Annotated in this window: 22 protein-coding genes; 4 read left to right on the top strand and 18 right to left on the bottom strand. The window is 44.6% G+C overall.

The genetic code is table 11. From position 1 onward, the window contains the following. Positions 1 to 92: 92 nt before the first annotated feature. The 18 genes from bamB to FTU86_RS09615 all read right to left on the bottom strand — a co-directional run bounded on the left by bamB (position 93) and on the right by FTU86_RS09615 (position 18,775). Entirely contained in the window at positions 93 to 1,241 is a 1,149-nt protein-coding gene (bamB, locus tag FTU86_RS09700) for an outer membrane protein assembly factor BamB (RefSeq protein WP_160241609.1), read from the bottom strand. Beyond that, the gene (locus FTU86_RS09695) at positions 1,238 to 1,942 is read right to left on the bottom strand and encodes a tetratricopeptide repeat protein (protein WP_160241610.1); all 705 of its coding nucleotides are present in this window, start codon (positions 1,940 to 1,942) and stop codon (positions 1,238 to 1,240) included. Before FTU86_RS09695 ends, bamB begins: the two co-directional genes overlap by 4 nt. A gap of 30 nt (positions 1,943 to 1,972) precedes the next feature. Then, positions 1,973 to 3,268, bottom strand: coding sequence for a histidine--tRNA ligase (hisS, locus tag FTU86_RS09690; RefSeq protein ID WP_160241611.1), 1,296 nt, complete (start codon positions 3,266 to 3,268; stop codon positions 1,973 to 1,975). 3 nt (positions 3,269 to 3,271) lie between these two features. After that, positions 3,272 to 4,393: a flavodoxin-dependent (E)-4-hydroxy-3-methylbut-2-enyl-diphosphate synthase gene (ispG, locus tag FTU86_RS09685; protein ID WP_005182396.1), complete on the bottom strand. Its 1,122-nt coding sequence runs from the start codon at positions 4,391 to 4,393 to the stop codon at positions 3,272 to 3,274. A 22-nt stretch (positions 4,394 to 4,415) separates the two neighbouring features. Continuing rightward, on the bottom strand, positions 4,416 to 5,204 hold the full coding sequence (locus FTU86_RS09680) for a helix-turn-helix domain-containing protein (RefSeq protein WP_160241612.1): 789 nt from the start codon (positions 5,202 to 5,204) through the stop codon (positions 4,416 to 4,418). Then, positions 5,195 to 5,995 carry a type IV pilus biogenesis/stability protein PilW gene (pilW, locus tag FTU86_RS09675; RefSeq protein WP_104489142.1) on the bottom strand — a complete coding sequence of 267 codons (801 nt, stop codon included), beginning with the start codon at positions 5,993 to 5,995 and terminating at the stop codon, positions 5,195 to 5,197. Before pilW ends, FTU86_RS09680 begins: the two co-directional genes overlap by 10 nt. A gap of 20 nt (positions 5,996 to 6,015) precedes the next feature. Continuing rightward, complete coding sequence (gene rlmN, locus FTU86_RS09670) at positions 6,016 to 7,251, bottom strand: 23S rRNA (adenine(2503)-C(2))-methyltransferase RlmN (RefSeq protein WP_005182389.1); 1,236 nt, start codon at positions 7,249 to 7,251, stop codon at positions 6,016 to 6,018. Positions 7,252 to 7,373: 122 nt separating this feature from the next. Next, positions 7,374 to 7,805, bottom strand: coding sequence for a nucleoside-diphosphate kinase (gene ndk, locus FTU86_RS09665; RefSeq protein ID WP_005182388.1), 432 nt, complete (start codon positions 7,803 to 7,805; stop codon positions 7,374 to 7,376). Between the two features lie 109 nt (positions 7,806 to 7,914). Beyond that, entirely contained in the window at positions 7,915 to 8,115 is a 201-nt protein-coding gene (iscX, locus tag FTU86_RS09660; RefSeq protein WP_005182385.1) for a Fe-S cluster assembly protein IscX, read from the bottom strand. A 94-nt stretch (positions 8,116 to 8,209) separates the two neighbouring features. Beyond that, positions 8,210 to 8,761: a phosphatase PAP2 family protein gene (locus FTU86_RS09655; protein ID WP_104470590.1), complete on the bottom strand. Its 552-nt coding sequence runs from the start codon at positions 8,759 to 8,761 to the stop codon at positions 8,210 to 8,212. Between the two features lie 32 nt (positions 8,762 to 8,793). Further along, complete coding sequence (locus tag FTU86_RS09650; RefSeq protein WP_160241613.1) at positions 8,794 to 10,077, bottom strand: glycosyltransferase family 1 protein; 1,284 nt, start codon at positions 10,075 to 10,077, stop codon at positions 8,794 to 8,796. 167 nt (positions 10,078 to 10,244) lie between these two features. After that, positions 10,245 to 10,664, bottom strand: a complete 420-nt coding sequence (locus FTU86_RS09645; RefSeq protein WP_005182377.1) for a hypothetical protein — start codon at positions 10,662 to 10,664, stop codon at positions 10,245 to 10,247. A gap of 14 nt (positions 10,665 to 10,678) precedes the next feature. Then, on the bottom strand, positions 10,679 to 12,979 hold the full coding sequence (locus tag FTU86_RS09640) for a fimbria/pilus outer membrane usher protein (protein WP_160241614.1): 2,301 nt from the start codon (positions 12,977 to 12,979) through the stop codon (positions 10,679 to 10,681). 20 nt (positions 12,980 to 12,999) lie between these two features. After that, entirely contained in the window at positions 13,000 to 13,704 is a 705-nt protein-coding gene (locus FTU86_RS09635) for a molecular chaperone (RefSeq protein ID WP_016659537.1), read from the bottom strand. A 69-nt stretch (positions 13,705 to 13,773) separates the two neighbouring features. After that, a complete protein-coding gene (locus FTU86_RS09630) occupies positions 13,774 to 14,295 on the bottom strand; it encodes a hypothetical protein (protein WP_160241615.1) in 522 nt (173 codons plus the stop codon). Between the two features lie 1,143 nt (positions 14,296 to 15,438). Then, positions 15,439 to 16,455 (bottom strand): ketol-acid reductoisomerase, encoded by a 1,017-nt coding sequence (gene ilvC / locus FTU86_RS09625; RefSeq protein WP_005182373.1) that lies wholly within the window; start codon positions 16,453 to 16,455, stop codon positions 15,439 to 15,441. A 104-nt stretch (positions 16,456 to 16,559) separates the two neighbouring features. Further along, positions 16,560 to 17,051, bottom strand: coding sequence for an acetolactate synthase small subunit (ilvN, locus tag FTU86_RS09620; RefSeq protein ID WP_005182370.1), 492 nt, complete (start codon positions 17,049 to 17,051; stop codon positions 16,560 to 16,562). Then, a complete protein-coding gene (locus FTU86_RS09615) occupies positions 17,048 to 18,775 on the bottom strand; it encodes an acetolactate synthase 3 large subunit (protein ID WP_035363671.1) in 1,728 nt (575 codons plus the stop codon). The genes ilvN and FTU86_RS09615 overlap by 4 nt, the downstream gene beginning before the upstream one ends. Positions 18,776 to 19,482: 707 nt before the next feature. On the opposite strand from FTU86_RS09615, the gene FTU86_RS09610 reads away from it, so the two are divergent. From FTU86_RS09610 to holA, 4 genes are all read left to right on the top strand, one after another. After that, positions 19,483 to 19,836 carry a DUF4124 domain-containing protein gene (locus FTU86_RS09610; protein WP_005182363.1) on the top strand — a complete coding sequence of 118 codons (354 nt, stop codon included), beginning with the start codon at positions 19,483 to 19,485 and terminating at the stop codon, positions 19,834 to 19,836. A 127-nt stretch (positions 19,837 to 19,963) separates the two neighbouring features. Next, positions 19,964 to 22,585 (top strand): leucine--tRNA ligase, encoded by a 2,622-nt coding sequence (gene leuS / locus FTU86_RS09605; protein ID WP_160241616.1) that lies wholly within the window; start codon positions 19,964 to 19,966, stop codon positions 22,583 to 22,585. Between the two features lie 379 nt (positions 22,586 to 22,964). Continuing rightward, positions 22,965 to 23,492 (top strand): LPS assembly lipoprotein LptE, encoded by a 528-nt coding sequence (gene lptE / locus FTU86_RS09600; RefSeq protein ID WP_005182353.1) that lies wholly within the window; start codon positions 22,965 to 22,967, stop codon positions 23,490 to 23,492. Continuing rightward, positions 23,489 to 24,478: a DNA polymerase III subunit delta gene (holA, locus tag FTU86_RS09595; protein ID WP_005182351.1), complete on the top strand. Its 990-nt coding sequence runs from the start codon at positions 23,489 to 23,491 to the stop codon at positions 24,476 to 24,478. The genes lptE and holA overlap by 4 nt, the downstream gene beginning before the upstream one ends. The last annotated feature ends 91 nt before the right edge of the window (positions 24,479 to 24,569 follow it).

The following is a 24,569-nucleotide window of genomic DNA, read 5'->3' as shown; positions in this document are numbered from 1 at the left end:
CCTGAATAAAAACACGGGGCATTGAACATTCAATCACCCCGCGTTAAAAAATACGGAAATTGTCGCCTAGTTTAACATAAGGCAACAAAAAGTTAACGGTTCTGCCAAATGCTGAATGCACCCTTTTGCGTACCAACATATAACTGGTTGTCGATGACACGTAAAGAACGCACTTCACCGCTGGTTTTGGCGCGACCAATCAGCTGACCGTTGCTCGGGTTAAACAGATGCAAGACACCATCCATATCTCCCACCACCAGGTCCTGACCCAGCATTACCGGGTTACTTAAACGACGGTTAAGCAACTGGTCATTTTCCCACAGCTTCTGGCCACTGGTAATTTCATAAGCCACTAAACGGCCATCGGCACTGGCGACAAAAACCCCATTGCCGACCACTTCCGGACGTTTGGTGCTGCTCAGGTCTTCGCTCCAAACCACTTGCTGTGAAGCCAGATCAGTGACGGTCACCTGGCCCTGGAAGCTGGTAGTGACCAGGAACTGGCCAGCTACTACCGGATCGCCATCAATATCATTTAAACGCTGAATATCGGAGCGACCTTCACTGATGGCCACACGGCGCTGCATACGCGGCGTACCGGTCACCACATCAATTGCATAAATATAAGCATTGGCGGTTGCTACCAGGACGGTACGCGGATCAACCGCTACCGGTGCAGCGCTACCACGCAGGCTAAACTGGACATTCGGCAAATTGTAAGTCCACATTTGCTGGCCAGTCGCCAGGTTATGCGCATAGACAATACCATCATTGCTGATAGTCACCACACGGTTGGCATGCACCAGCGAAGGTGCCAGAATAGCCCCAGTCAATTGTGCGGTCCACTTTTTCTCACCTGTGGCCTGATCCAGTGCAAACAGTTGGCCTTTCTGATTCCCAACAATCACCAGACCTTCTGCCGCTTCTACACCTGAGCTGAGCCCCTGTTTGCTGACTTCGGCCTGCCACAAACGCTGCTTGCCACGATAGGCCGCCACTTCACCTTTAGGATCAATACTAAATACTACGCCATTATCGACATCTAGCTGTAAACGCAGCGGATCTTCTTCAGCAGTCGATGAGGTGTTTTGAGAAAATACAGGCACCAGGGTTTTGGCCTGTTGCAGTTTTGGCAAAGGATTCGGTTTTACTTTTTCAACTTTAATGCTGTTGCTTGAACAGCCAGCCAATGCAAGGCTTAAAACAGTTAGTGCAAACGGGATCTTATATTTTCTATTCATTCAGTTTCATCCACTTGTGTGTCGATTACAGGATGTTCAATTTCAGGATCATCAACTAAAACGCCGACACTTTCGAGTTTAATTTGTAAAATTTGACGTTCCTGTTGACGTTCAAGTAACGCATTCCATGCGTTCTGATACGCTTTTTTGGCATTTTCAATATCGTTTTTCGCCACGTACACATCACCACGCGCTTCTTCAGCTGTTGCTTTAAAGGCAGGATCGTTGACGGCAGACAAGGTTTTCAGTGCCTCATCATATTTCTTTTGTGCCAATTGCGCATAGGCCAAACGCAGTTTTAATACCTGCATTAAGCCGGCATCATCGACTTTAGAATTTTCAACTTTCTTTAAGGCTTTTTCTGCACCGGCATAATCGCCCTGATCATAGGCCAGTTTCGCCATTAAGAACTGGGTCTGAATGGCCTGGACGGAATCTGGCGCTTCTTTCACAATCTTATCGGCCGTGGTTGACAGATTCTGGAAAGCTTTGTCATCGCCTTCAGCCGCACGCGCCTCGTCCATCAGTTGCTGGACTTTGGCGGTGTTGGTCTGATCTTCAGCCAGGTTTTTCTTCTGCCAGTATTGCCATCCGAAAAAGGCAATCAGCGCAATCAAAATCCCGCTAATAATTGCAGAACCATATTTCTTAGCGAATGATTTTAAATGATCAAGTTGTTCATCATCACTTAATGCGCTCATTGAATTACCCTTTTCCTTATGTTCTTTGGCTTATTTTGAAGAAAATTTTTCAATCATAAATGGCACAATCTCTGCCACAGCTACATCCAACTGCTCGGCAGTGGCCAGTTCTTTAACGGTAAAGCGCTGGTTTTCCCACTCACGCTCACCCAGAATTAGAGCATACAGTGCACCCGACTGGTCGGCTTTTTTCATCTGGCTTTTCATCGAGCCTTGCGAGCCGACTTTCAAACGAATGGCACTACCACTGGCTTCAAGCTGGTCACGAATCTGCTCGGCCAGCACCAGTGCTTTACCTTGTGATGCCGGATCGGCCACCAGGAACATTTCACAGTCGCGGCTTGGGCTGTTGTCTTCGACCTGTTCCAGTAGAAGCAATAAACGCTCCATACCCATGGCAAAACCAACTGCCGGAACCGACTGTTCTGGCTTGCCTTTTAACTGCCCCACCAGACCATCATAACGGCCACCGGCACACACTGTCCCTTGTGAACCCAAATGGGTGGTGGTCCATTCAAATACGGTTTTGTTGTAATAATCCAGACCACGGACCAATTTTTGATTAATCACGAAGCTGACACCGGCATCAGTCAGATACTGCTGCAACAGGGCAAAATGCGCCATGGTGTCTTCACCCATAAAATCATGTAATTTCGGTGCATTTTCTAAGATGCTTTGTGTTTTAGCATCTTTAGAGTCCAAAATACGCAGTGGATTAGTACTTAAACGACGCTGAGAATCTTCATCTAAATCGGCCTTGTGAGCTTCTAAAAACTCAACCAAAGCAGCACGATACGCAGCACGCTCATCCGACTCACCCAAAGTATTCAACTCTAAGCGAACTTTATCGGCAACGCCCATGCGCTTCCATAACCGTGCGGTCATTAAAATCAGTTCGGCATCCATGTCTGGCGTTGCAACCCCAAAGGTTTCTACACCAAACTGATGAAATTGGCGGTAACGGCCTTTTTGCGGCTTTTCATAGCGGAACATCGGGCCGATATACCACACACGCGGGGTCGCGCCACGTAGTAAATTGTGCTCTAACATGGCACGTACACAGCCCGCAGTACCTTCAGGACGCAAAGTCAAAGACTCTGGCGGATTGCCTTTGTCCAGGAAGGTGTACATTTCTTTTTCAACGATATCGGTTGCATCGCCAATGGAACGCTTGAACAGATGGGTCTGCTCAACCATCGGCAAACGGATTTGCTGATAACCATAAGCATCCATAAGACTGGACAGATGCTGTTCCAGACGTCTCCAAGCCGGGGTCTGGGTTGGGAGAATGTCATTAAAACCTTTGATTGCGACGATTGAACTCATGATCTACTCAGAAAAACCTGTGCGAATAATCTCTTTTGACTTAGCTTCTTCAAGCTCTTTAACACGTTGACGAACCATTGTTTCGATTTCATCAACCAATTGATTGGTATCAATTAAATGGCTCTTTTCACCATTACGATACACCAGTGAACGCGGACTTGCACCTACCACGCCAATATCAGCTTCTTTGGCTTCGCCCGGACCGTTAACTTTACAGCCAATCACCGACACATCCATTGGAGTGCGGACATCTTCCAGACGCTCTTCCAACATCTGCATGGCTTTAATCACGTTAAATTCCTGACGTGAACAGCTTGGGCAGGCAATGAAGTTAATGCCATTAGAACGCAGGCCGAGCGATTTTAAAATATCAAAGCCAATTTTGACTTCTTCTTCCGGCTCTGCTGCCAGGGAAATACGCATGGTGTCGCCAATGCCTTCCATCAGCAGGCCACCTAAGGCAATCGCTGATTTCACCGAACCGGTCCGATAGATTCCCGCTTCAGTCACACCTAAATGTAGCGGATTATCAATTTGCTGCGACAGCAAACGATAGGCATCCATGGTTAAAAATACATTCGATGCTTTGACTGATACCTTAAATTCCTGGAAATCCAGACGGTCTAAAATATCAATATGGCGCATGGCCGATTCAAGCAGAGCCGCACCGGTCGGCTCGCCATATTTCTTTTGAATATCTTTTTCCAGTGAACCGGCATTGACCCCAATCCGCATGGAAATATCATGATGTTTAGCCGCAGCCACCACTTCACGGATTTTCGCTTCCGAACCAATATTACCCGGGTTAATCCGCAGACAGTCAGCGCCGAAATCGGCCACAGCCAAAGCAATTTTATAGTCGAAGTGAATATCAGCCACCAAAGGAACAGAGACCTGCTTACGGATTTCACCAAAAGCCTGTGCGGCTTCCATGCTTGGTACCGATACCCGCATGATGTCTGCACCAGCATCAACACAGCGCTGAATTTGCGCAACCGTTGCAGCGACATCACAGGTTTCGGTATTGGTCATACTCTGAATGCTGATTGGCGCATCACCGCCCACATAGACTGAACCGACACGAATTTTACGGGTTGGACGGCGTCGAATTGGATTCTCAATCATGATTTCGCTCTACTCTGTGCCATTAACGCGACAAACGGAATTCCGCTTTGCCATTGACGGTATATGGAGACAATGAAATATTTTCATTGTTTAGACTTAATGACACTGCGGTTGCATCATCTAAACGAATCTGAAATGGTGCCTCACCAGTTAAATTCAAGCTGGACGCCTGACGGCCTGTGGCCAGCACCTTCCCGGTCGAATCCACAATATGAACCGACGTCGGACGGTTAAAGCTTAAAGACAGCTGATCGCCGGTCACGGCACTGCTGTTGTCTAAATTAATAATTTCGACATCAGACATTGGCACAATATTCTGCTCAGTGTCGCTCGACTGCGAAGATGACCAGTTTTGCACGGCCGCGATGATAATCCAGATTAAGGCCAGTGCCACTACCGCCAGCGCAATACGTTTTAACCATTTGCGGTTACGGTCACGATTCGAGCCAGGCAGTTTGCCCATAATTTTAATTGGGGAATTATTCAGGGCATGATTCGGCAGCATGCCGGTATCATTGGCATAGATTTCATCAAAACGCTGGATGATACTGGTGGCATCGACTTTTAAATATTTGGCGTAGGTGCGGTAATAACCCTTGATAAAGGTCGCTTCAGGCAGTGACTTGTATTCATCCTGCTCCAGCGCCATCAGGGTTTTGACCGGAATATTCAATTCTTGCGCCACATCTTCAAGCTCAAGCTTCTGATTTTGACGGATTTGACGCAGATACTCACCTGGGCGTTGGATATTTCCTAATGCATTGGGCGCTACATTTGTATTTGATTGCGGTGAATTAGGATTTACTTCCATACGGCCTCAGTACTGTATTTCAATTGCAGATAACGTTGGTATTCCTGACTCTCTGGATACAAGGCACGCAGTTGATTGACCAACACCTGTGTCCCCAAATTGTCTTGGTTTGCTCGAGCAATACGAATCCCGATCCATAAAGCACGAGCATCTTGATTATTTTGCCCGACACCGCGTACAAAATCTTCATAAAGTTCTGTCGCCATTGCTTGTTGCTGATTGAAATACTTCAACTCAGCCAATTCAAGCATAGCAATATAGGCATCACGATTAATCTGTAGTGCCTGAATAAAAGCTTGTTCCGCCTCTTTTAATTTACCCAGTTGCACATAAGCTCGACCTAAATTTTCCAATGCACGAAAACGTTGATCATATCCCAAAGTTGTTCCTGCTATTTGGAGATGTTCAATCGCATCATTATAACGCCCCACCTGATACAAATACGTACCATAGTTGTTACGTGCCTGCGCATTTTTTGGCTCAATAGAAAGTGCCTGTTTAAAATAGCGCTCTGCTCGCTCTACATTAAACTTGCTTCCTTCTTGCTGTAACAGCACGCCCATCATCATATTGGCTGTTGCATCGCGAGAATTAATCTCAAGTGCCTGATCAAGTGCACGTTTCGCCGCATCAAAGTTATTGACTTTAATGTATTCAGCTGCCAGTTGAGTTCTTACCTTTACTGCTTTTTCTGGATCACCTTTGGCACCGGTAGTCTGACATCCACCAGAAACAACTAAGGTCAGCCCCAAAATAGAAGTGCAAATAAATTTCAAGCTTGGCTTTCTCAACTGACACCCCCTAAATTTAATTATCCTTGAGAGCGCATAATTTCATTTCGCTCTGCAACTTTCTTTTTCCACTGTTCCGCACGACGGGTACGGTCTGCCACCTGTCCCACCAGCTGGCCACACGCGGCATCAATATCATCACCACGTGTCTGACGAATCGTACACACAAATCCGGCATCAGACAAAGTTTTTTGGAAAGAAATAATCCGGTTCCGGCTTGAACGGCCATATGGCGCATGCGGGAACGGGTTAAACGGAATTAAATTGATTTTGCTTGGCAGGTCTTTAAGCAGCTTGATCATCTCTTTGGCATGTTCAATGCTGTCATTCACGCCATCGAGCATGACATATTCAATGGTCACGTGCTTACGCGCACTTTCGTTGCCATCTTTTTTGATATAACGCTGGCAGGCTGCAATCAGCTGTTCCAGTGGATATTTCTTGTTGATTGGCACCAGCTCATTGCGCAGTTCATCGTTGGTGGCGTGTAAAGAAATCGCCAGCGCGACATCAATATCTTCAGCCAGCTGGTCAATTTTTGGCACTACACCCGAGGTCGACAGCGTTACACGGCGTTTTGACATGCCATAGGCGAAGTCATCCAGCATAATACGCATCGAGTTTAAGACCGCATCATAGTTCAGCAGCGGCTCGCCCATGCCCATCATCACCACGTTCGTCACCGAACGCTCACGCTCTGCAACCGGCACATCTTCCATATAGGAATAGTTGGCCATCCACAGCTGACCAATAATTTCAGCTTGGGTCAGGTCGCGTTGAAAGCCCTGTTTACCGGTTGAACAGAATGAACAGTCCAGCGCACAGCCGACCTGTGAGGAAATACATAAAGTCTTACGCGAACCGGTTTTATCTTCCGCAGGAATCAGCACGGTTTCAACCAAGGAACCCGCACCATCACCGACACGGAACACCCATTTACGTGTACCATCTTTAGAATAGTTTTTATGCACCACATCTGGCGCTTTAATTTCACATATCTGTTCCAGTTTTGCGCGCAACTTGCCTGAAATATTGGTCATTTCGGCAAAATCGGTCACGAAATACTGGTGAATCCATTTCATCACCTGGCCGGCACGAAATTTCTTCTCACCTAAATCTTCGAAGAATTTTTCCAGCTCAGCACGCGACATGCCCAGTAAATTCACTTTCTGCACAGAAGTTGATTGCGCTGGAGTGGACAAAGATTGTTGCTGCTCATCAGATGTTGCAGATGAAGCGACCACTTCATTACTCATGTGTATTACCTAAATCATGTCTGAGGATGAAAGGAGATGCTCAAGATCTGAGCGAGGGATTATTCAGAGAATAAAAAAACCAGATAAGTATAATAACACTTATCTGGTTTGAATACTGCGTATTAACGAGTACGTGGAGCAATCTCAGTTTGAGCGAAGAAGTAGTTAACTTCACGGTCAGCAGATGCTACAGAGTCAGAACCGTGAGCAGCGTTTTCGTCGATGCTTACAGCGAAGTCTGCACGGATAGTGCCAGGAGCCGCTTCTTTAGGGTTAGTTGCGCCCAGGATTTCACGGTGAGCAAGAACTGCGTTTTCACCTTCAAGAACTGAAACAACAACTGGACCAGAAGTCATGAACGCAACTAAGTCAGCGAAGAAACCACGTTCTTTGTGCTCAGCGTAGAAGCCTTCAGCTTCAGCTTGAGTCAAGTGTTTCATTTTAGTTGCAACGATTTTAAGACCCGCTTTTTCAAAACGTGCGAAGATTTCGCCGATTACGTTTTTAGCAACTGCGTCTGGTTTAACGATAGATAATGTACGTTCGATAGCCATGATTGGCTCCTTAAAGTCAAAGTTGACAGAAATTTTGCCGCATTATACCGAAAAATGGGCTTTTTTCTGCGTTTAATCTGTAAAAAAAATCGGTTTTTTGAGGTCGCTGTTAACGTGCTTCGTCAATCCATGCCATTTGAATGGCTTCTAACAGACCTTCGGTTGACTTGGTCGGATCATCTTCAAAATCTGGAAGTGCACAAACCCAGGCATGCAGGTCAGTAAAACGGATCCATTGCGGATCGACATCTGGATGTGCTTCATACAGTTCAATGGCGATATCGATGCTATCTGTCCAACGTAAACCCATGTCTATTCCTAAGGCAGTTTAGTGTGATGCACTACTTTAGCAAATTTTGCAAATGCTGTACCAGCCTTGAAAGGCTGTGCCGCCAGTGAATGGGCTATAGCGCAATTTCCAGATACGGCGCAGCCGAAATAATGCCGCTGGCCACCACACCGCCAATTAGTGCACCGACCGCCACATCACTGGGATAATGCAGCCCCAGCACCATACGCGACAGCGCCACCAGAATGGTAAAAGGTAACATCAACACCAGCAGTAGCGGCTGAATGTAGCCCAGCACTGTGGTAATCATGACCGCGTGCAAAGTGTGACCAGAGGGAAAACTAAAGTGATCAAGCGGACGCTCGCCCAGGCGAATCACCTGATGCACCTGATAAGGACGGGGGCGCACGGTTTTGCTTTTAAGCAGTTTATAGATGCCCGTACCGACCGATCCACCTAACAGCAGGTAGATAATCTGTAATCCATACAGCAGACCCTGCCATAACCAGACTGTGGCCAACATGACATACCAGAATAAACCGTCGCCTAAGCGGCTCACCACTTTAAAGAAATAAGCCACCCGTTCGGAGTGGGAAAAATGATTGAGATACAAACAGCCTTTCAAGTCGAGATCAAGTATTCTTATTTTTGCATTTTTAAGTTTCATTCTATGCTCTCCTTTAAGCTTGAGCTTAAAATCTAGGTCGTCATATGCGACTCCTGCACCACCCGATAAAGTGCCTGTTCAAATTGTTGGATCGGATATTGCCAGCCGATATGCTGGGTAGATTCACGGGCTTTTTTACCCATCTGTCTTAATACTTTTGCGCTTGGTAACTGATAAATCGAACGCATAATTCCGGCGACATCACCCAGTGGACTAAGCCAGCCGGTTTCATCTTGCTTGACATGCAAATTGGCGCAGGCATAGTCATACGCCACGACTGGCAAGCCGCTGGCCATGGCTTCAAGCACCACATTGCCAAAGGTTTCTACCTGGCTGGCAAAGACAAACACATCGGCACTAGCATAAGCTTCAGCCAGTTTTTGTCCGCTTAAGCTGCCCATAAAAATGACTTCGCCATCGGTGTTCAGCCCTTCCAGACGTTTCAGGTCCGGACCATCGCCTACTACCACCAGCTTGGTTGGATATTTGGCAATGGACTGCATGGCCCGATAGGCATCAATCACCACATTCACTTCTTTTTCTGGTGACACCCGGCCCACATAAATCAGCACCCGGGTCTGTTCATCGGCGTCCCAACGTAAACGTAAGGCTTCTGAACGATGTTGCGGTGAGAACCTGTCGACGTCGACCCCACGACCAACGACCACCAGTGGGCCTTCCACACCAAACTGGCGTAAAGACTGCTCGGTATCGGTACTGGGTACACAGGTCAGTTGCGTATTGTTATGGAACCAGCACAGATAACGCTGGATCGGTTTAACCAGAAAAGCCAAGTCAAAGAAGCGGCTAAAATCCTGAAAAGCAGAGTGGAAGCCGCTAGACACCGGAATCTGCTTGGATTTTGCTACCTGTAACGCAGCCAGACCCAGCGGCCCTTCGGTCACCACATGCACGATATCTGGCTCAAACTCATCCATGGCGGTAGAGAGTTTATACAGCTGTGGCCAGCCAAACTGCAGATGGCCATATTTCGGAATAGAGTGCGCCTTGACCAGACATTCTTTGTTGGGACTAAAATCGGTACAAGGTTGTTTTTGTTCAGGACGAATCAGTAGAATTTTGTGTCCCAGTTTTTGCAATCCTTTGCACAGTTGTAATAATGAATTGGCCACACCATTAATTTCTGGCGGCCAGGTTTCTGTCACTAACGCAATTCTTAAACGAGGTCGCACCAGCTCTTCAATTTCAATGACTTCATTAATCGCGTTTTTTTGTTTTTCCTGTTTAAAATAAAATTTAAAATTCTCAGGAATATTAGGCGACTTTAATACCAGTGTGCGTGAAGACGCTGACATCCGCGTATTCCTCTGTTGTTGTTGTCTGCCCAGCATAATCCTTACAGTTTGCAGTTTTATGATAAATTCATGAAATTAATTTCATACTTGTATCAAACTCGTGGTATTGCACCCGCCTAGTTAAAGGCTTGGAAAAATATTCGATATTTCCAATATTTAAAGCATAATTAAAACATCAAATTAATATATAGACTGTCCCGGTATACACCGGCAGGTGTTCTTGCCGTTGGACGTTCCATTAATTGAACCAACACCACAAATTTATCTTGACCAGTAGGGGCCTGACTAAGCGGAACATTCCAGCGTGAAGAACTGGCGCCACTAATATTCATCTGGGTTCTGAGCTTATAATTCTTCTCATTCACCAGATAACTGCTGCCTGTACTATTCACCAGATTTCGGCTATTAAATTTAATAGCATAACGACTATCACAATTCACCGAAAAGGAAGTCGCAGCCTGACTTAAATAAGAGGCATTCAAATTCAATTGGGTTGCCGTTAAACGCTCAATTTGGCATTGTCTCGCATGTGCCAGAGACAGACTGCTGCTGATACAACAAACTAAAAACAGTACACTCGCTTTCATCACCCCTACTCCTTTTATTTACACACAAGTTCAACCGGTACAGTTATATCTTGTGCCTGAGCTGAAACCTGTAATACAGCGCTACAGGTTTGCGCCTCTCGGGTTTTAATCCGGACACTATAATTCCCTGGAATCAAGCCATATAAAGTGACCGTTCCATCCGAACCAATCGGATAAACCTCGCCACCTTCATTGTTAATATGCAGCTCTGATCCCGGTACAAAACTGCGATTTTGGACATCTACCGGCCGGATACGAACCTGTTTAGCATGGAAAACCGGGAAATTGATTTTGTAGCCGCGCTGGTTTAACGCGGTAATTTGTTTACTTGAATAAAGAATTTTATCTTCGATAGGTAACTGATTTTCATCAAAGGCAATGTCGTATTTCACATAAGGAATAATGTCATGCACAAAGGCATAGCCGTCTTTGTTGGTTTTATCGACATAAACCAGTGAGCGTAGAATATCAATATCTTGATAATCCCCGACATTGACCAAACCAAAAGCATGTTCAACAATTTTGGTAAAACTTAGCTGATTACCCAGCCAGACAACAGCACCACGATAAGCCAGTTGCGAGTCACGCGTTTCCTTGCCCTGAACATGGTAAAAATCTAGATCACCCACCTTGGTTTTCAGCAGGCCATTTACATTATAAAGTGTGTCATCATTGCGATGATTCACACCGACAGCATAGTCAAAGCCGACCTGACTCGAGTCACTTTTTACCAGCTGCAGGTTGGTGTTCTGGTCTGCAGACTGACTAAAATAGACGGATTTATCATTATCAAAATTATAACTAAGAGATAATATCCCGCCAGAATCTTTACGATCGCCAAAGGCATTGAAATAACTGAGCCCAACAGCAAATTGGCGTCCAAAATTTCGGTTAAATCCGACATTGATCACCCGCTGGTTCTGCTGTTCAAATTCAGGATGATCATAGTATTTCTGTTCAGCATAGTTCAGATTAATATTATGCACATAAGGCACATTGGTCAGCCCTAAATACACCAGATTTTCAAATTTTGGATAATTCGAAACATTGTCCAGATCATCGCCTAAAAACTTAAAATCCCGTTCGGTATACTTGGAACTGGCACCCAGTGAAAAATTCCCGAAATCTTTGCTGGCGGATAAACCATAGGAATAGTTCATCTGATTCCGGTCATCATGCGAGGCCATGACCACACTGTCTACAATTAAAATATTACTAATGGCCTGAGTCCACATAACCCCTGCATTCTGAATATCTTCACTATAGGACAGGTTGGTTCCCAAGGTGGTTGCGTTAGACAGCCCCCTGCGGTAAAAGCCATTAACAAAGAAATCCCGATAATCGCTACTGTCCAGATTGTAGTTATAACGCAGCTTACCTAAGGCAATATTATATTCATCCAGGCCATCACGTAATAAACGGTTAGTGACCAGCACCGGAAAAGTTTGCACACTGCGATTACCTAAAACATCTTCAACTACAATTTGTGCATCACCCGCCTGCTGAATTTGCGCCCCTGTTTCCAGCATGTAATCACCCGGGCTGACTTTCTGGCTATAAATACTCACCCCGTTAATAAACAGCTCAACAGTAGATGGAATACGCGCGCTACCCTGTAAGGTTGGAATATTCCAATAGACAAAACTTGGTCGCTCGGTGTAGTTGGTTCCCCAGTTTAAACCGGCAAAACGCAAAGAGTTAATTAACGGGTTATAGGTTGTTGTGGTGTCGCCCAGGGTTAGACGGGTCATGCTTTCCGGAAATTCCAGATCAAAACTGCTATTTAAACGTACCACCTGCTCCTCGACAGAGGTATTCTGATACAGCACCGAATTCTTGAGAATCCAGTAATCTTTAAAGATCCCCAACTCGGCCAGACCACTATAAGCTTCATTTGAATCGCTGTTGGCATAGACCCAGTCATAATTCATAAAGCCACCAAAACTGGCTTTTTCAGGAATCACTTTCTGGTTAAAAACGTTTAAATCGGATTGAAAATAGTGAGTGGGGATGGTTAATTTAATGGACTGCGATGAACTATCAAAAACCGCTTGAATATCGCCTTCACTGACCAGACAGAAATCCGCACGCTGCTGATGTTTCTTTAACTTTTGCACTTGAATTTGCCGTTCGGACAGCACATCACAACCCATATAATAATGCTGCCCTTCTGTGATTAAAATAATATCAGTATGATGATCAAGTTCATTAATCCACAGATTGGCAAGACTTTCTTCTATCGGATTTTCATTCGCATTCGCTGCGAAGCTAAATAAAATATGAACAACAATAAACCACCGATTTTTTATATTCATCGCAAATTCCCCTTATACCGCTAGTCCGAGAATTTAAGCTCCACCATGTTATCGTTCTTATCCGTAAAAAATTGGACAGTATACTTTTTTGGATCTGCAATCTTGGTTCCATTTAACTCATAGCTGTAATTCATTTTGGCCAATAAGTAAGCCATAGTATCGGCCTTAAACACTTCCTTCTTATTGGCATCAACAATCTTCAAATTATTAATCTGAACATGCGAATTGGCCTGATTTTGTGCAACCAGCCGGTTATTCTCAATATTAAATTTAACGTTCGTATCTTCCTGCTTACCGACAAATAAAGGCAGGTTAAAGCTGAGCAGAAAGTTAACTGAAGTTTCTTTCACGGCCTGTGGAATTTCTTCTACCAGAATGCGCCATGCACCCTCCTGATTACCGGTGAGTACCGACTCTAAAGGACGATTAAAACCAACACGGATAGTCTGTTTGCCATTCGGCTGCAGAATAAAGTTTTTGGGATTTAAAATAAGGGTGTCATCTGGTACCAAAACATTCTCACCATTGCCTTGTTGCGTCCATTTAAAGGCTTTAATTTCAAAAATTTTTGCTTCAGTTTCATCTGTAGATTCTAAAGTAAGCGTTGTGGTTCTTTGTTTAGCCTGACTGTTGATATACATCTGAACCGGGTCAATAGAAACACCTGCATAACTTGCAGATGCATAACACAGCGATGAAACTAAAAAGGCTATTATTTTTTTCATATTATTCCCCAGCTTTTATAACGAAAAAGCCTAACTTGGTCCGAAGACCAAGTTAGGCGAAACACTAAATTAGTAGAACACTTTGATTTTATAAGTGTCTGAATATGTACCTGCACGCTGGAATGGAGCTACTGCCGAGTTAGTAACCGAAACAGTATAGACATCATCTGCTAGACCATCATGGTTACTGTTACCCCAAGCAATTGCACCACCACCTGTTTTTGTTGTTGTGATTGTAGTTGGAATACGTACTGTGCCATCATCTTCATGCTTAACATATGTACTTGCATTGGTACCATTGTTTGCAGTTGTAATATTTAATACATAGTGAGTATTACTTCTTACTGTATAGTTAGATGTTTTGGTACCACCGGCTTTGCTCAACTCAATTGCTGATCCGCCTTTAATTTCACATTTTTTTGGAACTTCTAGTTTAATTGGAATATCTTTTTCACAACCTAAAGTTGTACAGTTATTCCAGTTATGTTTACCACCTGGTTTACCAGCTGTTTCAGCTTCTGTTGCATAAATTACTGATGAGCAAGTACCTGCAAATAATACCGCCATAGCTGTTTTAATTAATGTAGACATGTCGTGTTTCTCCATAACTTTAATATAAGAACCATTTTTCTAATCACTCACCCAAACCAGAATGTCTTTAGACTGATTAAAACCCGATCCTGAGCAAGTCCTTTTATTGTAGGTATTCCACAGAAAAAACCATCTATACGGGATTTTTCACACAAGGCTAAGCATTTATTTTTTAAAATTATTTTTCTTGCTTAATCGACTGTTTTTGGGCTAATTCTCTTTTTTTGGTGACCCAAATTCTCCTTGCTACTTGGGTCACTATTTTTAGGGAATTTTTTTCTAACCAGTTTTTTAAGATAAAAACAAATAGATGTTTTTTATAAAAAATATTAAATATCCTTAATAAACATTCCTTTACATTTATTACACTTTTTTTTAGTTTTCCCTAGAATATTGGAATTTTCCACCAAAAATTAGTTGAAATTTCACATATTTTTAAAAAGCCTGACAATTTAAACAGATTATTTGATTGTTATTTTAAATATAAAATACTTAGTAGTGGGGATAGCCTTATTCAATAAACTGTCAGGAAGAAATAATAAAATACATAAACCCCATCAGAAAAAACCAAAGCAGCCCAATCTGTTTTATTCCTGATTCATTTTTTACTTTTTTCGCATTTATTCATTTTTCACTCGACTTTTAATCTGAGTAAAAAATAATTCTTCTAAATAAAAGTATTTTTCAGCCAATTTAGTGACCCAGCGTGATTAGCCATCTCACTCAGTACAGTAGTTATTTTTGGGGCAGATGATCTGGCAGCGACGTCAAAGCAGCACTTTAAGTGAAGCGTAAGAAGTAAAAAACAGTGTTTTGTATGAAGTACAAGGAAGAAAAGCACTCCTTTGAATGAAGCAAGGCACACAATATTAAATGTAAAAAAACCACTCTAGTGAGTGGGTCTTCGCGTTCAAATCAAATGATTCGAGAAATTAGTTCTTTTCTTTGTCTACGATTTTGTTTGCTTGAATCCAAGGTATGAGCAAGCTCAGAACACTGTTCTGAGTGAAGTGCAAGGAAAGAAAAGCACTGCTTTCTTTTCTTTAAGGCACGGAAGTTAACTTAACTCAGTAAGCTCTATTTTTAAATGACATAAAAAAGCCCCTGTGAAACACAAGGGCTTTTTGGCTCAGAAATTAGAACTTAGTTCTTTTCTTTATCAACGATTTTGTTTGCTTGAATCCAAGGCATCATCGCACGCAATTTAGCACCAGTTACTTCGATACCGTGAGCAGCGTTTTGACGACGACGAGCAGTCATAGATGGGTAGTTTAAAGCACCTTCCTGGATGAACATCTTCGCGTATTCGCCAGATTGAATACGTTTAAGCGCATTACGCATTGCTTCACGAGACTGTTCGTTGATGACTTCAGTACCTGTTACATATTCGCCGTATTCAGCGTTGTTTGATACAGAGTAGTTCATGTCCGCGATACCGCCTTCGAACATTAAGTCAACGATCAATTTAAGTTCGTGTAGACATTCGAAGTAAGCCATTTCAGGCGCATAACCCGCTTCAACCAGAGTTTCGAAGCCCATTTTAACCAGTTCAACTGCACCACCACAAAGAACCGCTTGCTCACCGAACAGGTCAGTTTCAGTTTCTTCACGGAAAGAAGTTTCGATGATACCTGTACGGCCACCACCTACGCCTGAAGCGTAAGAAAGTGCAAGGTTACGTGCGTTACCAGAAGCATCTTGGTGAATCGCGATAAGATCAGGAACACCTGAACCACGTTGGTATTCAGAACGTACAGTGTGACCAGGTGCTTTAGGTGCAACCATGATTACGTCTAAGTCAGCACGTGGAACAACTTGGTTATAAAGAACAGAGAAACCGTGAGCAAATGCTAAAGTCGCGCCTTGCTTGATGTTTGGCTCAATCACGTCACGATAAAGTTGCGCTTGGAACTCGTCTGGAGTCAAGATCATCACCACGTCAGCTTGTGCAACTGCAGCAGGAACTTCAGCAACTTTAAGACCTGAATTTTCAGCTTTTTTCCAAGAAGCTGAACCAGCACGTAAACCAACAGTTACGTCAACGCCAGAATCTTTAAGGTTAAGCGCATGCGCGTGACCTTGTGAACCGTAACCAATGATCGCTACTTTCTTAGATTGGATGATAGATAAGTCGCAGTCTTTATCGTAAAAAATTTGCATTGCTGTCTCCGCTTAAATGCTTTTGATTCCTGTCCGCTAGGGCAATTTCATTATTCAGCTTGCTAGCGCCTCTCCCAGCCGAGAGAGGTGAATTCGTTGTTAAATTAAATAGTTAAAACTTTTTCGCCACGTGCGATACCCGATACGCCTGAACGCACCACTTCCAGAATGGTGTTCTCAGCCAACGCATCAATAAAGCCATCGAGCTTTTCTGTGGTACCGGCAATTTGAATGGTATAGGTCGTTGGTGTCACATCGACCACCTGACCACGGAAAATATCGGCAGTACGCTTGATTTCATCACGTGCTGAACCCAGTGCTTTGACTTTAATCAGCATCAGTTCACGCTCAATATGCGCACCTTCAGACAAATCTACCACTTTGACCACTTCAACCAGCTTGTTCAGCTGCTTGGTAATCTGCTCAATTTTGTGATCATCACCATAAGTAGTGAGTGTCAAACGTGACAAAGTCGGGTCTTCAGTCGGTGCTACGTTCAGCGTCTCAATGTTATAACCACGTTGAGAGAACAAGCCCACTAAACGAGAAAGCGCACCAGCTTCGTTTTCAACGAGAACGGAAATAATGTGTCTCATTCTGTACGCTCCCCTTTTCCTAACCACATATCTTTCATGGACTGACCGGCAATCTGCATCGGATAAACGTGTTCAGTACGGTCAACCATCACGTTAATAAATACGCATTTATCATTGATGGCCATGGCTTCAGCCAGCTTCGATTCAAGCTCATCGGCATGGTCAATCTGGATTCCCACGTGACCATACGCTTCCATCAGCTTGGCAAAGTCAGGTAAAGACTCTACATATGAGCTTGAGTGACGACCTTCATAGTTCATATCTTGCCACTGTTTTACCATACCCAAGGCACGGTTGTTCAGGCACAGAATTTTCACGTTCAAACCGTATTGCTTACAGGTCGACAGTTCCTGAATACACATCTGGATGGATGCTTCACCAGTAATACACACCACCTGCTGGTCTGGATATGCCAATTTCGCAGCCATTGCATAAGGCAAACCTACACCCATGGTGCCCAAGCCACCCGAGTTGATCCATTGACGTGGACGCTTGTATTTGTAGTAAAGCGCACCAAACATCTGATGCTGACCAACGTCAGAAGTAATAATGGCCTCACCATTGGTCACTTTATCTAAAGCTTCCACCACCTGTTGTGGCTTCATGGTGCCATCAGTTGGCTTTTCATATTTCAAACCATGAACTTTACGCCATTCATTGATCTGCTCCCACCATGCTGCAATCGCTTCAGGATTTGGCTTCGACACATTCATCTGTTTCAGCTGTACCAGCATCTCCTGGAGTACAGGTTCAACTGCGCCCACAATTGGAATGTGCGCCATGATGGTTTTAGAAATTGTTGCCGGGTCAATATCAATATGAATGACTTTAGCATTCGGACAGAATTTTGCCGGATTGTTGGTGACACGGTCATCGAAACGCGCGCCGACACACAGAATCACGTCTGCATTGTGCATGGCCATGTTGGCTTCATAGGTACCGTGCATACCGAGCATGCCGATGAATTGCGGATCATCACCCGGGAATGCGCCCAAGCCCATTAAGGTATTGGTCACCGGATAACCCAGAATATGCGCCAGCTCAGTTAACTGTGCTGCGGCATTGCCCTGCACCACACCACCGCCTGAATAAATCACTGGACGTTTGGCATGAATCAGTTCATCAATCGCTTTACGGATTTGACCTGAGTGACCACGATGTGGTGGTTGATACGAACGCATCTTCACTTTTTCAGGATATTCGTAGGCAAATTTTTCTGCCGGATTGGTCGCATCTTTTGGAATATCAACCACAACCGGACCAGGACGGCCAGATGACGCGATATAGAATGCTTTTTTAATAATTGATGGAATTTCGCTGGCATGACGCACCTGGAAACTGTGTTTTACGATTGGTCGGGAAATCCCCACCATATCGGTTTCCTGGAACGCATCTTCACCAATTAAATGAGAAGCAACCTGACCTGACAGAATCACCATTGGAATGGAGTCCATATAGGCTGTTGCAATTGGGGTAACGGTGTTGGTTGCACCTGGACCTGAAGTCACCAGCACCACACCGGTCTTACCGGTTACGCGCGAGTAAGCATCAGCCATATGGCCTGCTGCCTGTTCATGGCGCACAAGGTAATGATTGATTTTGTCTTGTTGAAAGAACGCGTCGTAAATGTGTAAAACGGCGCCGCCTGGGTATCCAAATACATGTTCAACGCCTTCGTCCGCTAATGCACGAACGAGCATTTCACCACCAGATAAAAGTTCCAACGTGATTCACCCTAATCTTAATCACTGCGAAATGGGAGGCATTTGCAGCGTTTCATTAATTCATTGTTGCACTGTTATAGCACACATATTTCATAGTTTTCATCGCAATAGGAAAAATTTGTGATCTGATTACTGATTGAGCAATATGAGATCTAAAAACATGTTGGGATAAACACGTTTCACAGCTTTGTTCAGCTTCTCGGCTAGAGAAGTTGCCCATTGCATGACATGACACTTATTCGAAGGGTGATCGATCTAAGGCATATAAAACTAAAGACAGCATTTTTGTAGTTTCGTCCCCTAAAGTCAAGTTTAAAAATTGGCTTTTTTTCTAAACTTGGCTGTGTGCCTGTTTTTTAAACATATCTGGTTTTCAAGCATTACATAGAAAAATTTAAATTTCCGTTATAAAACATGATATTTCATGTGTTTGCCTTTATTTCACATAAATTTTAAATATAAAATACATAAAAAAAATGAATGAATTTTATTAAATAAAAAATCGTTTATTTATAATTCACCCATCAAAATGGATCATTCTGCAGCAGTAAAATGGTTATTTCAGATACAACAGCCGAGGATATTCAGGCGCAGATTCATGCTGTTATTTTTCATCTTCCAGCCTAAAAATTAATCAACTTTGGCGCCAATTATTGCTAAGATAAACGCGCAGATTGATCAGCTGAATACAGCATGAGGATAACAAGATGAATCGCTCTATTTTAACTTGGGGATTATGTTCAGTAGTCGCACTGGCCAGCGCCAATGTGATGGCCAAACAGTACTACAAATGGGTCGATGCCAATGGTTCAACCCATTACACCACCACCCCGCCACCGAAAAATGCCAAGAAACACGGCAAAGTCGATACTTACGGTTGGCGCAACTCTGCCCCAACGACTTCAGCGCAAACGGCGGCAGCGAATAATACGCACAGTCCAACCACAGCACAGACAGCGAACACGCCAGCAACCGCTCCCGAGATGGATTCACAGCAACGTGAAGCCAATGCTGCCCTGCAGCAAGCCCAACAGGAACGTGCCAATCCGCAAGTTTTTTAAGTTTCTGCTTGCTCTGGCCCGATCAGTTAAATTTTTCCAGCAGAAACCGCCGCGCAAAATTCACTTTTCGCTGCATTTTGCGCTATGCTGTGCAACAAACTTTTAACCGTAATTCATTAATCCGTTTATGACTACTCATATTGACCCTGAATATCAAGCCAGTGCGATTGAACCTCAAGTCCAAAGCGACTGGGAAACTCGTAAAGCCTTTAAAGTTGCCGACACTGTAGAAGGTCCACGTCGTTATATCCTCTCGATGTTCCCTTACCCAAGTGGCAAACTGCATATGGGTCATGTGCGTAACTATACCATTGGTGACGTGATCAGCCGCTTTCACCGTTTAAAAGGTGAAACTGTATTACAACCCATGGGTTGGGATGCTTTCGGTCTTCCTGCGGAAAACGCTGCAATTGCACACCAGGTCGCTCCTGCAAAATGGACTTTCGAAAATATTGATTACATGCGTAATCAGTTGAAGAAACTTGGCCTGTCTGTAGATTGGGATCGTGAATTTGCCACCTGCACACCAGAATACTATCGCTGGGAACAATGGCTATTCGTTCAGCTTTATAAAAAAGGCCTGATCTACCGTAAACTTTCAACGGTGAACTGGGATCCAGTGGATCAAACCGTACTTGCCAATGAACAGGTTGAAAATGGTCGCGGCTGGCGTTCAGGTGCATTGGTTGAAAAACGTGATATTCCAATGTACTACTTCCGCATCACTGATTATGCGCAAGAATTACTGGACGATCTTGAAACACTGAAAGACGGCTGGCCACAACAAGTCCTGACTATGCAACGCAACTGGATTGGTCGCTCACAGGGTATGGAAATTACCTTCCCTTCAGCAAATCCTGACGTGTATGCAGATGGTTTAACAGTCTTCACAACGCGTGCTGACACCTTAATGGGCGTGACGTATGTTGCAGTTGCAGCAGAGCACCCAATGGCGCTTAAAGCAGCTGAAAACAACCCTGAACTTGCTGCATTTATCGAAGAATGTCGGATGGGTTCAGTTGCAGAAGCGGATCTTGCCACTGCTGAGAAGAAAGGCATGGCAACAGGTCTTTCTGTAAAACACCCTGTGACTGGTGAAGAAGTTCCGGTTTGGATCGCAAACTATGTCTTGATGTCTTACGGTTCAGGTGCGGTGATGGCAGTGCCTTCTCACGATGAACGTGACTTCGAATTTGCCAACAAATATGGCCTCACCATCAAACAAGTGATTGATGCAAAAGGCGCAGATGATGCGGAATTTGACGCAACTGAATGGCAAGAATGGTACGGCTCTAAAGAAGGCAAACTGGTTAATTCAGGCGAGTTTGACGGTTTAGACTTCCCGGGTGCATTTGATGCATTCTTGGCAAAACTTGAACCACAAGGTCTTGCCAATGTCAAAGTTCAATTCCGTTTACGCGACTGGGGTGTATCTCGTCAGCGTTATTGGGGTTGTCCAATTCCAATGATCAACTGTGACACCTGTGGTCAAGTACCAGTACCTGAAGAACAACTGCCTGTTGTGCTTCCAACGGACGTTGTGCCAGACGGTTCAGGTAACCCATTGAACAAAATGCCTGAATTCTATGAAACCACTTGCCCATGCTGTGGTGGCGACGCACGTCGTGAAACCGATACATTGGATACCTTCGTAGAGTCTTCTTGGTACTACGCACGTTATGCATCTCCAGACTTTACAGATGGCATGGTGAAACCTGAAGCGGGTCAAACTTGGCTGCCTGTCAACCAATACATCGGTGGTGTTGAACACGCAATTCTGCACTTGTTATACGCACGTTTCTTCCACAAATTGATGCGTGATGAAGGCGTGGTACAAGGTAACGAACCATTCACTAACTTGTTAACTCAAGGTATGGTGCTTGCGGATACCTATTACCGTGAAGCGGAATCAGGTAAGAAAACGTGGTTTAACCCTGCAGACATCGAACTTGAAAAAGACGAAAAAGGTCGTATCACGTCTGCGAAATACAAAGGTGATGGTCAAGACGTCATTGTTGGCGGCCAAGAAAAAATGTCGAAATCGAAAAATAACGGGATCGACCCGCAAGCGATTATTGACCAATACGGCGCAGATACGGCTCGTGTATTCATGATGTTTGCAGCCCCTCCTGATCAATCTCTTGAATGGTCTGATGCTGGTGTTGAAGGTGCAAACCGCTTCCTGAAACGTGTATGGCGTTTGGCAACTGGTTTCCTTGAACAAGGCAACAATGCATCAAACATCGACAAAGCTGCGCTTTCTACAGCAGCGCAAGACTTACGTCGTAAAACCCATGAAACCATCCAAAAAGTGGGTGATGACATCGAACGTCGTCATGCCTTTAACACTGCTATTGCAGCGATGATGGAACTTCTAAACGCAAACAACAAGTTTGAAGTGAAAGATGACAATGACGTGGCTGTGGCTCGTGAATCCATCACCACGCTGTTAACTTTACTTGCACCATTTGCCCCACACTTAAGCCAGACTTTATTGGCGCAGTTTGGCATTGAGTTAACCTCTGCTCAATTCCCGACTGTGGATGAATCTGCGTTAACCCGTAATACCCAAACCATCGTGGTTCAGGTGAACGGTAAACTTCGCGGCAAATTAGAAGTGTCTGTGGATGCATCGAAAGATGACATTTTGGCACAAGCGAAAGCATTGCCTGAAGTGCAACAATTCTTGACTGGCCCAACCAAGAAAGAAATTGTGGTGCCGAATAAGTTAGTGAATTTGGTGGTTTAATTCCTTAGGTTCCCTCTCCTCTCAGGAGAGGGTTAGGGAGAGGTGAAATATTAAAAGCACCCTCATCCTAACCTTCTCCCAAAGGGAGAAGGGAATATAAAGGAACAATCCCTCCCTTGCGAAGCAATGCTTCTCACCCTTTAAAAAAGGGAGGAGAACCCATTTTTTATAATATGGACTGTGGAAGTCCCCCTTTGTAAAAGGTGAGCCATATATGGCGCAAGAGGGGGGACCTTTAAGGACGAATCCCTCCAAACCTCCCTTTACCAAAGGGAGGCTTAAAAAACACAAAGCCCGTTGCCAGTCAACGGGCTTTGCACATACAATCAAAACCTCATTTTATTTTTCGCTTGATTCAGGCCAACACAGAGGACAACACATGCATTTGGGCAAACGTGTCGCAGCTATTGTACTTACATGCGGTTTAGCTACTAGCCTGGTCGGTTGTGGTTTTCATCTGAAAGGCACCAACCCAACCGTCGCCCCGGTGGCCTATTCGAAAATGCGTCTGGCGCTGCCTGCCCAAGCGGAAGAATTACAGGAAAAACTGTCGATTTATTTGGGTGCCGCCGGTGTCCAGCTCAGCAATAGTAATGATGCCTATCTGCTGCGGGTACTCGACTATAGCCCGCGCCGTCTGGAACTGAATGGCAAGCTGGTCGAAACCATGCTGCGTTTAAATGTGACTTTCCGTATTGAAGATGCGCAAGGCAATCCGGTGACTGAACCGCGTACCGTAGTCGCCACCCGAAGCTATCAATATGATGTCGCAACAGTGAACACCGATGATCAGGAACAGAAATTCCTGCGTGATGTGATCATTGATGACGTGGCTCAGCAAATCGTACGTCAGATTTCATCAAACCGCTTACCTGCCGCATCGACCAGCCAAACTGCTGCACCATGAAACTGGATTACTTACAGGCCCTGAAACGGATTGATGATGCCCGGGGAGCCTGGGTGCTGCATGGTCAGGAACCACTACTAGAACAAAACCTGATCGATGCTTTTCGCCAAAGCTGGCAGAAGCAGGACATTGAACGTCAGCGCTATGACATTAGCAGCGTCAGTGACTGGAAAAATGTCTTTAATGCCTTAAACAGCCTGTCTTTATTTTCCACCCAACTGGCAGTTGAAGTGCATGGCAACATCAAGCCCGATGCCAGCAGCTTAAAACTGCTGAAAAGCTATTTACAACAAGACAGCAATAACCTGCTGCTGGTGGTCATGCCCAAGCAGGATGCCAGCAGCCTCAAGTCAAGCTTTTTCCAGACGGTGGAGGCCAATGGCGTTTGCGTCGCCTTAACGGCAAATTACCCACGTGACCGACAGCAGATTTTAGCAGTTGAAGCACAAAAACTGGGGATTCAACTGGCCAATGATGCCTGGCAATGGCTGGAACAGCATCATGAACACAACTTGCTGGCGGCCAAAAACAGCCTGATGCGGGTGCGCGATACGTTTCCGGACCTTGAACAGATTCAGATTGAGCATTTATATGCCTGCCTGCAAGACCAGTCACGCTATACCACTTATGATTTAAGCGATGCCCTTTTAGCCGGAAATCTGGCTCAATCTATCAAGATTTTTCAGTATCTGACCGCCTCTGGCGAGCCGATGAGCCTGATCTTATGGAGTATCAGCAAGGAAATGCGACTTCTGATGCAACTGTTCGAGCAACCACAGAATGCCTTGCAACTGGGGATCTGGAAAAACAAGGTCAGCACTTACCAGCAGGCAGTACGCCGTTTATCGCCACAGACGTTTTTAAGCTGGCCAGCGCTGTTATTAAATATTGATGCGGCTATTAAAGGCGTCAGTCAGGACAACCCGGAACAGCTGGTGCAGCAAGCCATTGCCAGTCTCTGTGGTCGGCCTTTATTTGCTGTTTAACCGGATATTCAGACCTGCATAGAATAATTATCATTTGCAATGTCTTCAAAATATTCACGATTTATCCTTAATTCGCTTTTATAATTCCGTT

It is taken from the genome of Acinetobacter sp. YH12155 (assembly GCF_013418255.1).
In the GTDB taxonomy this organism is placed as follows: domain Bacteria; phylum Pseudomonadota; class Gammaproteobacteria; order Pseudomonadales; family Moraxellaceae; genus Acinetobacter; species Acinetobacter indicus.
The sequence above is the reverse complement of the archived record's forward strand: the minus strand, read 5'-3'. Positions and strand labels throughout refer to the sequence as shown.

What these genes read in the sequence shown, in the direction of transcription:
- bamB (WP_160241609.1), bottom strand. Translation starts at nt 1,241, where the DNA reads ATGAATAGAAAATATAAGATCCCGTTTGCACTAACTGTTTTAAGCCTT.
- FTU86_RS09695 (WP_160241610.1), bottom strand. Translation starts at nt 1,942, where the DNA reads ATGAGCGCATTAAGTGATGATGAACAACTTGATCATTTAAAATCATTC.
- hisS (WP_160241611.1), bottom strand. Translation starts at nt 3,268, where the DNA reads ATGAGTTCAATCGTCGCAATCAAAGGTTTTAATGACATTCTCCCAACC.
- ispG (WP_005182396.1), bottom strand. Translation starts at nt 4,393, where the DNA reads ATGATTGAGAATCCAATTCGACGCCGTCCAACCCGTAAAATTCGTGTC.
- FTU86_RS09680 (WP_160241612.1), bottom strand. Translation starts at nt 5,204, where the DNA reads ATGGAAGTAAATCCTAATTCACCGCAATCAAATACAAATGTAGCGCCC.
- rlmN (WP_005182389.1), bottom strand. Translation starts at nt 7,251, where the DNA reads ATGAGTAATGAAGTGGTCGCTTCATCTGCAACATCTGATGAGCAGCAA.
- ndk (WP_005182388.1), bottom strand. Translation starts at nt 7,805, where the DNA reads ATGGCTATCGAACGTACATTATCTATCGTTAAACCAGACGCAGTTGCT.
- iscX (WP_005182385.1), bottom strand. Translation starts at nt 8,115, where the DNA reads ATGGGTTTACGTTGGACAGATAGCATCGATATCGCCATTGAACTGTAT.
- FTU86_RS09655 (WP_104470590.1), bottom strand. Translation starts at nt 8,761, where the DNA reads ATGAAACTTAAAAATGCAAAAATAAGAATACTTGATCTCGACTTGAAA.
- FTU86_RS09650 (WP_160241613.1), bottom strand. Translation starts at nt 10,077, where the DNA reads ATGTCAGCGTCTTCACGCACACTGGTATTAAAGTCGCCTAATATTCCT.
- FTU86_RS09645 (WP_005182377.1), bottom strand. Translation starts at nt 10,664, where the DNA reads ATGAAAGCGAGTGTACTGTTTTTAGTTTGTTGTATCAGCAGCAGTCTG.
- FTU86_RS09640 (WP_160241614.1), bottom strand. Translation starts at nt 12,979, where the DNA reads ATGAATATAAAAAATCGGTGGTTTATTGTTGTTCATATTTTATTTAGC.
- FTU86_RS09635 (WP_016659537.1), bottom strand. Translation starts at nt 13,704, where the DNA reads ATGAAAAAAATAATAGCCTTTTTAGTTTCATCGCTGTGTTATGCATCT.
- FTU86_RS09630 (WP_160241615.1), bottom strand. Translation starts at nt 14,295, where the DNA reads ATGTCTACATTAATTAAAACAGCTATGGCGGTATTATTTGCAGGTACT.
- ilvC (WP_005182373.1), bottom strand. Translation starts at nt 16,455, where the DNA reads ATGCAAATTTTTTACGATAAAGACTGCGACTTATCTATCATCCAATCT.
- ilvN (WP_005182370.1), bottom strand. Translation starts at nt 17,051, where the DNA reads ATGAGACACATTATTTCCGTTCTCGTTGAAAACGAAGCTGGTGCGCTT.
- FTU86_RS09610 (WP_005182363.1), top strand. Translation starts at nt 19,483, where the DNA reads ATGAATCGCTCTATTTTAACTTGGGGATTATGTTCAGTAGTCGCACTG.
- leuS (WP_160241616.1), top strand. Translation starts at nt 19,964, where the DNA reads ATGACTACTCATATTGACCCTGAATATCAAGCCAGTGCGATTGAACCT.
- lptE (WP_005182353.1), top strand. Translation starts at nt 22,965, where the DNA reads ATGCATTTGGGCAAACGTGTCGCAGCTATTGTACTTACATGCGGTTTA.
- holA (WP_005182351.1), top strand. Translation starts at nt 23,489, where the DNA reads ATGAAACTGGATTACTTACAGGCCCTGAAACGGATTGATGATGCCCGG.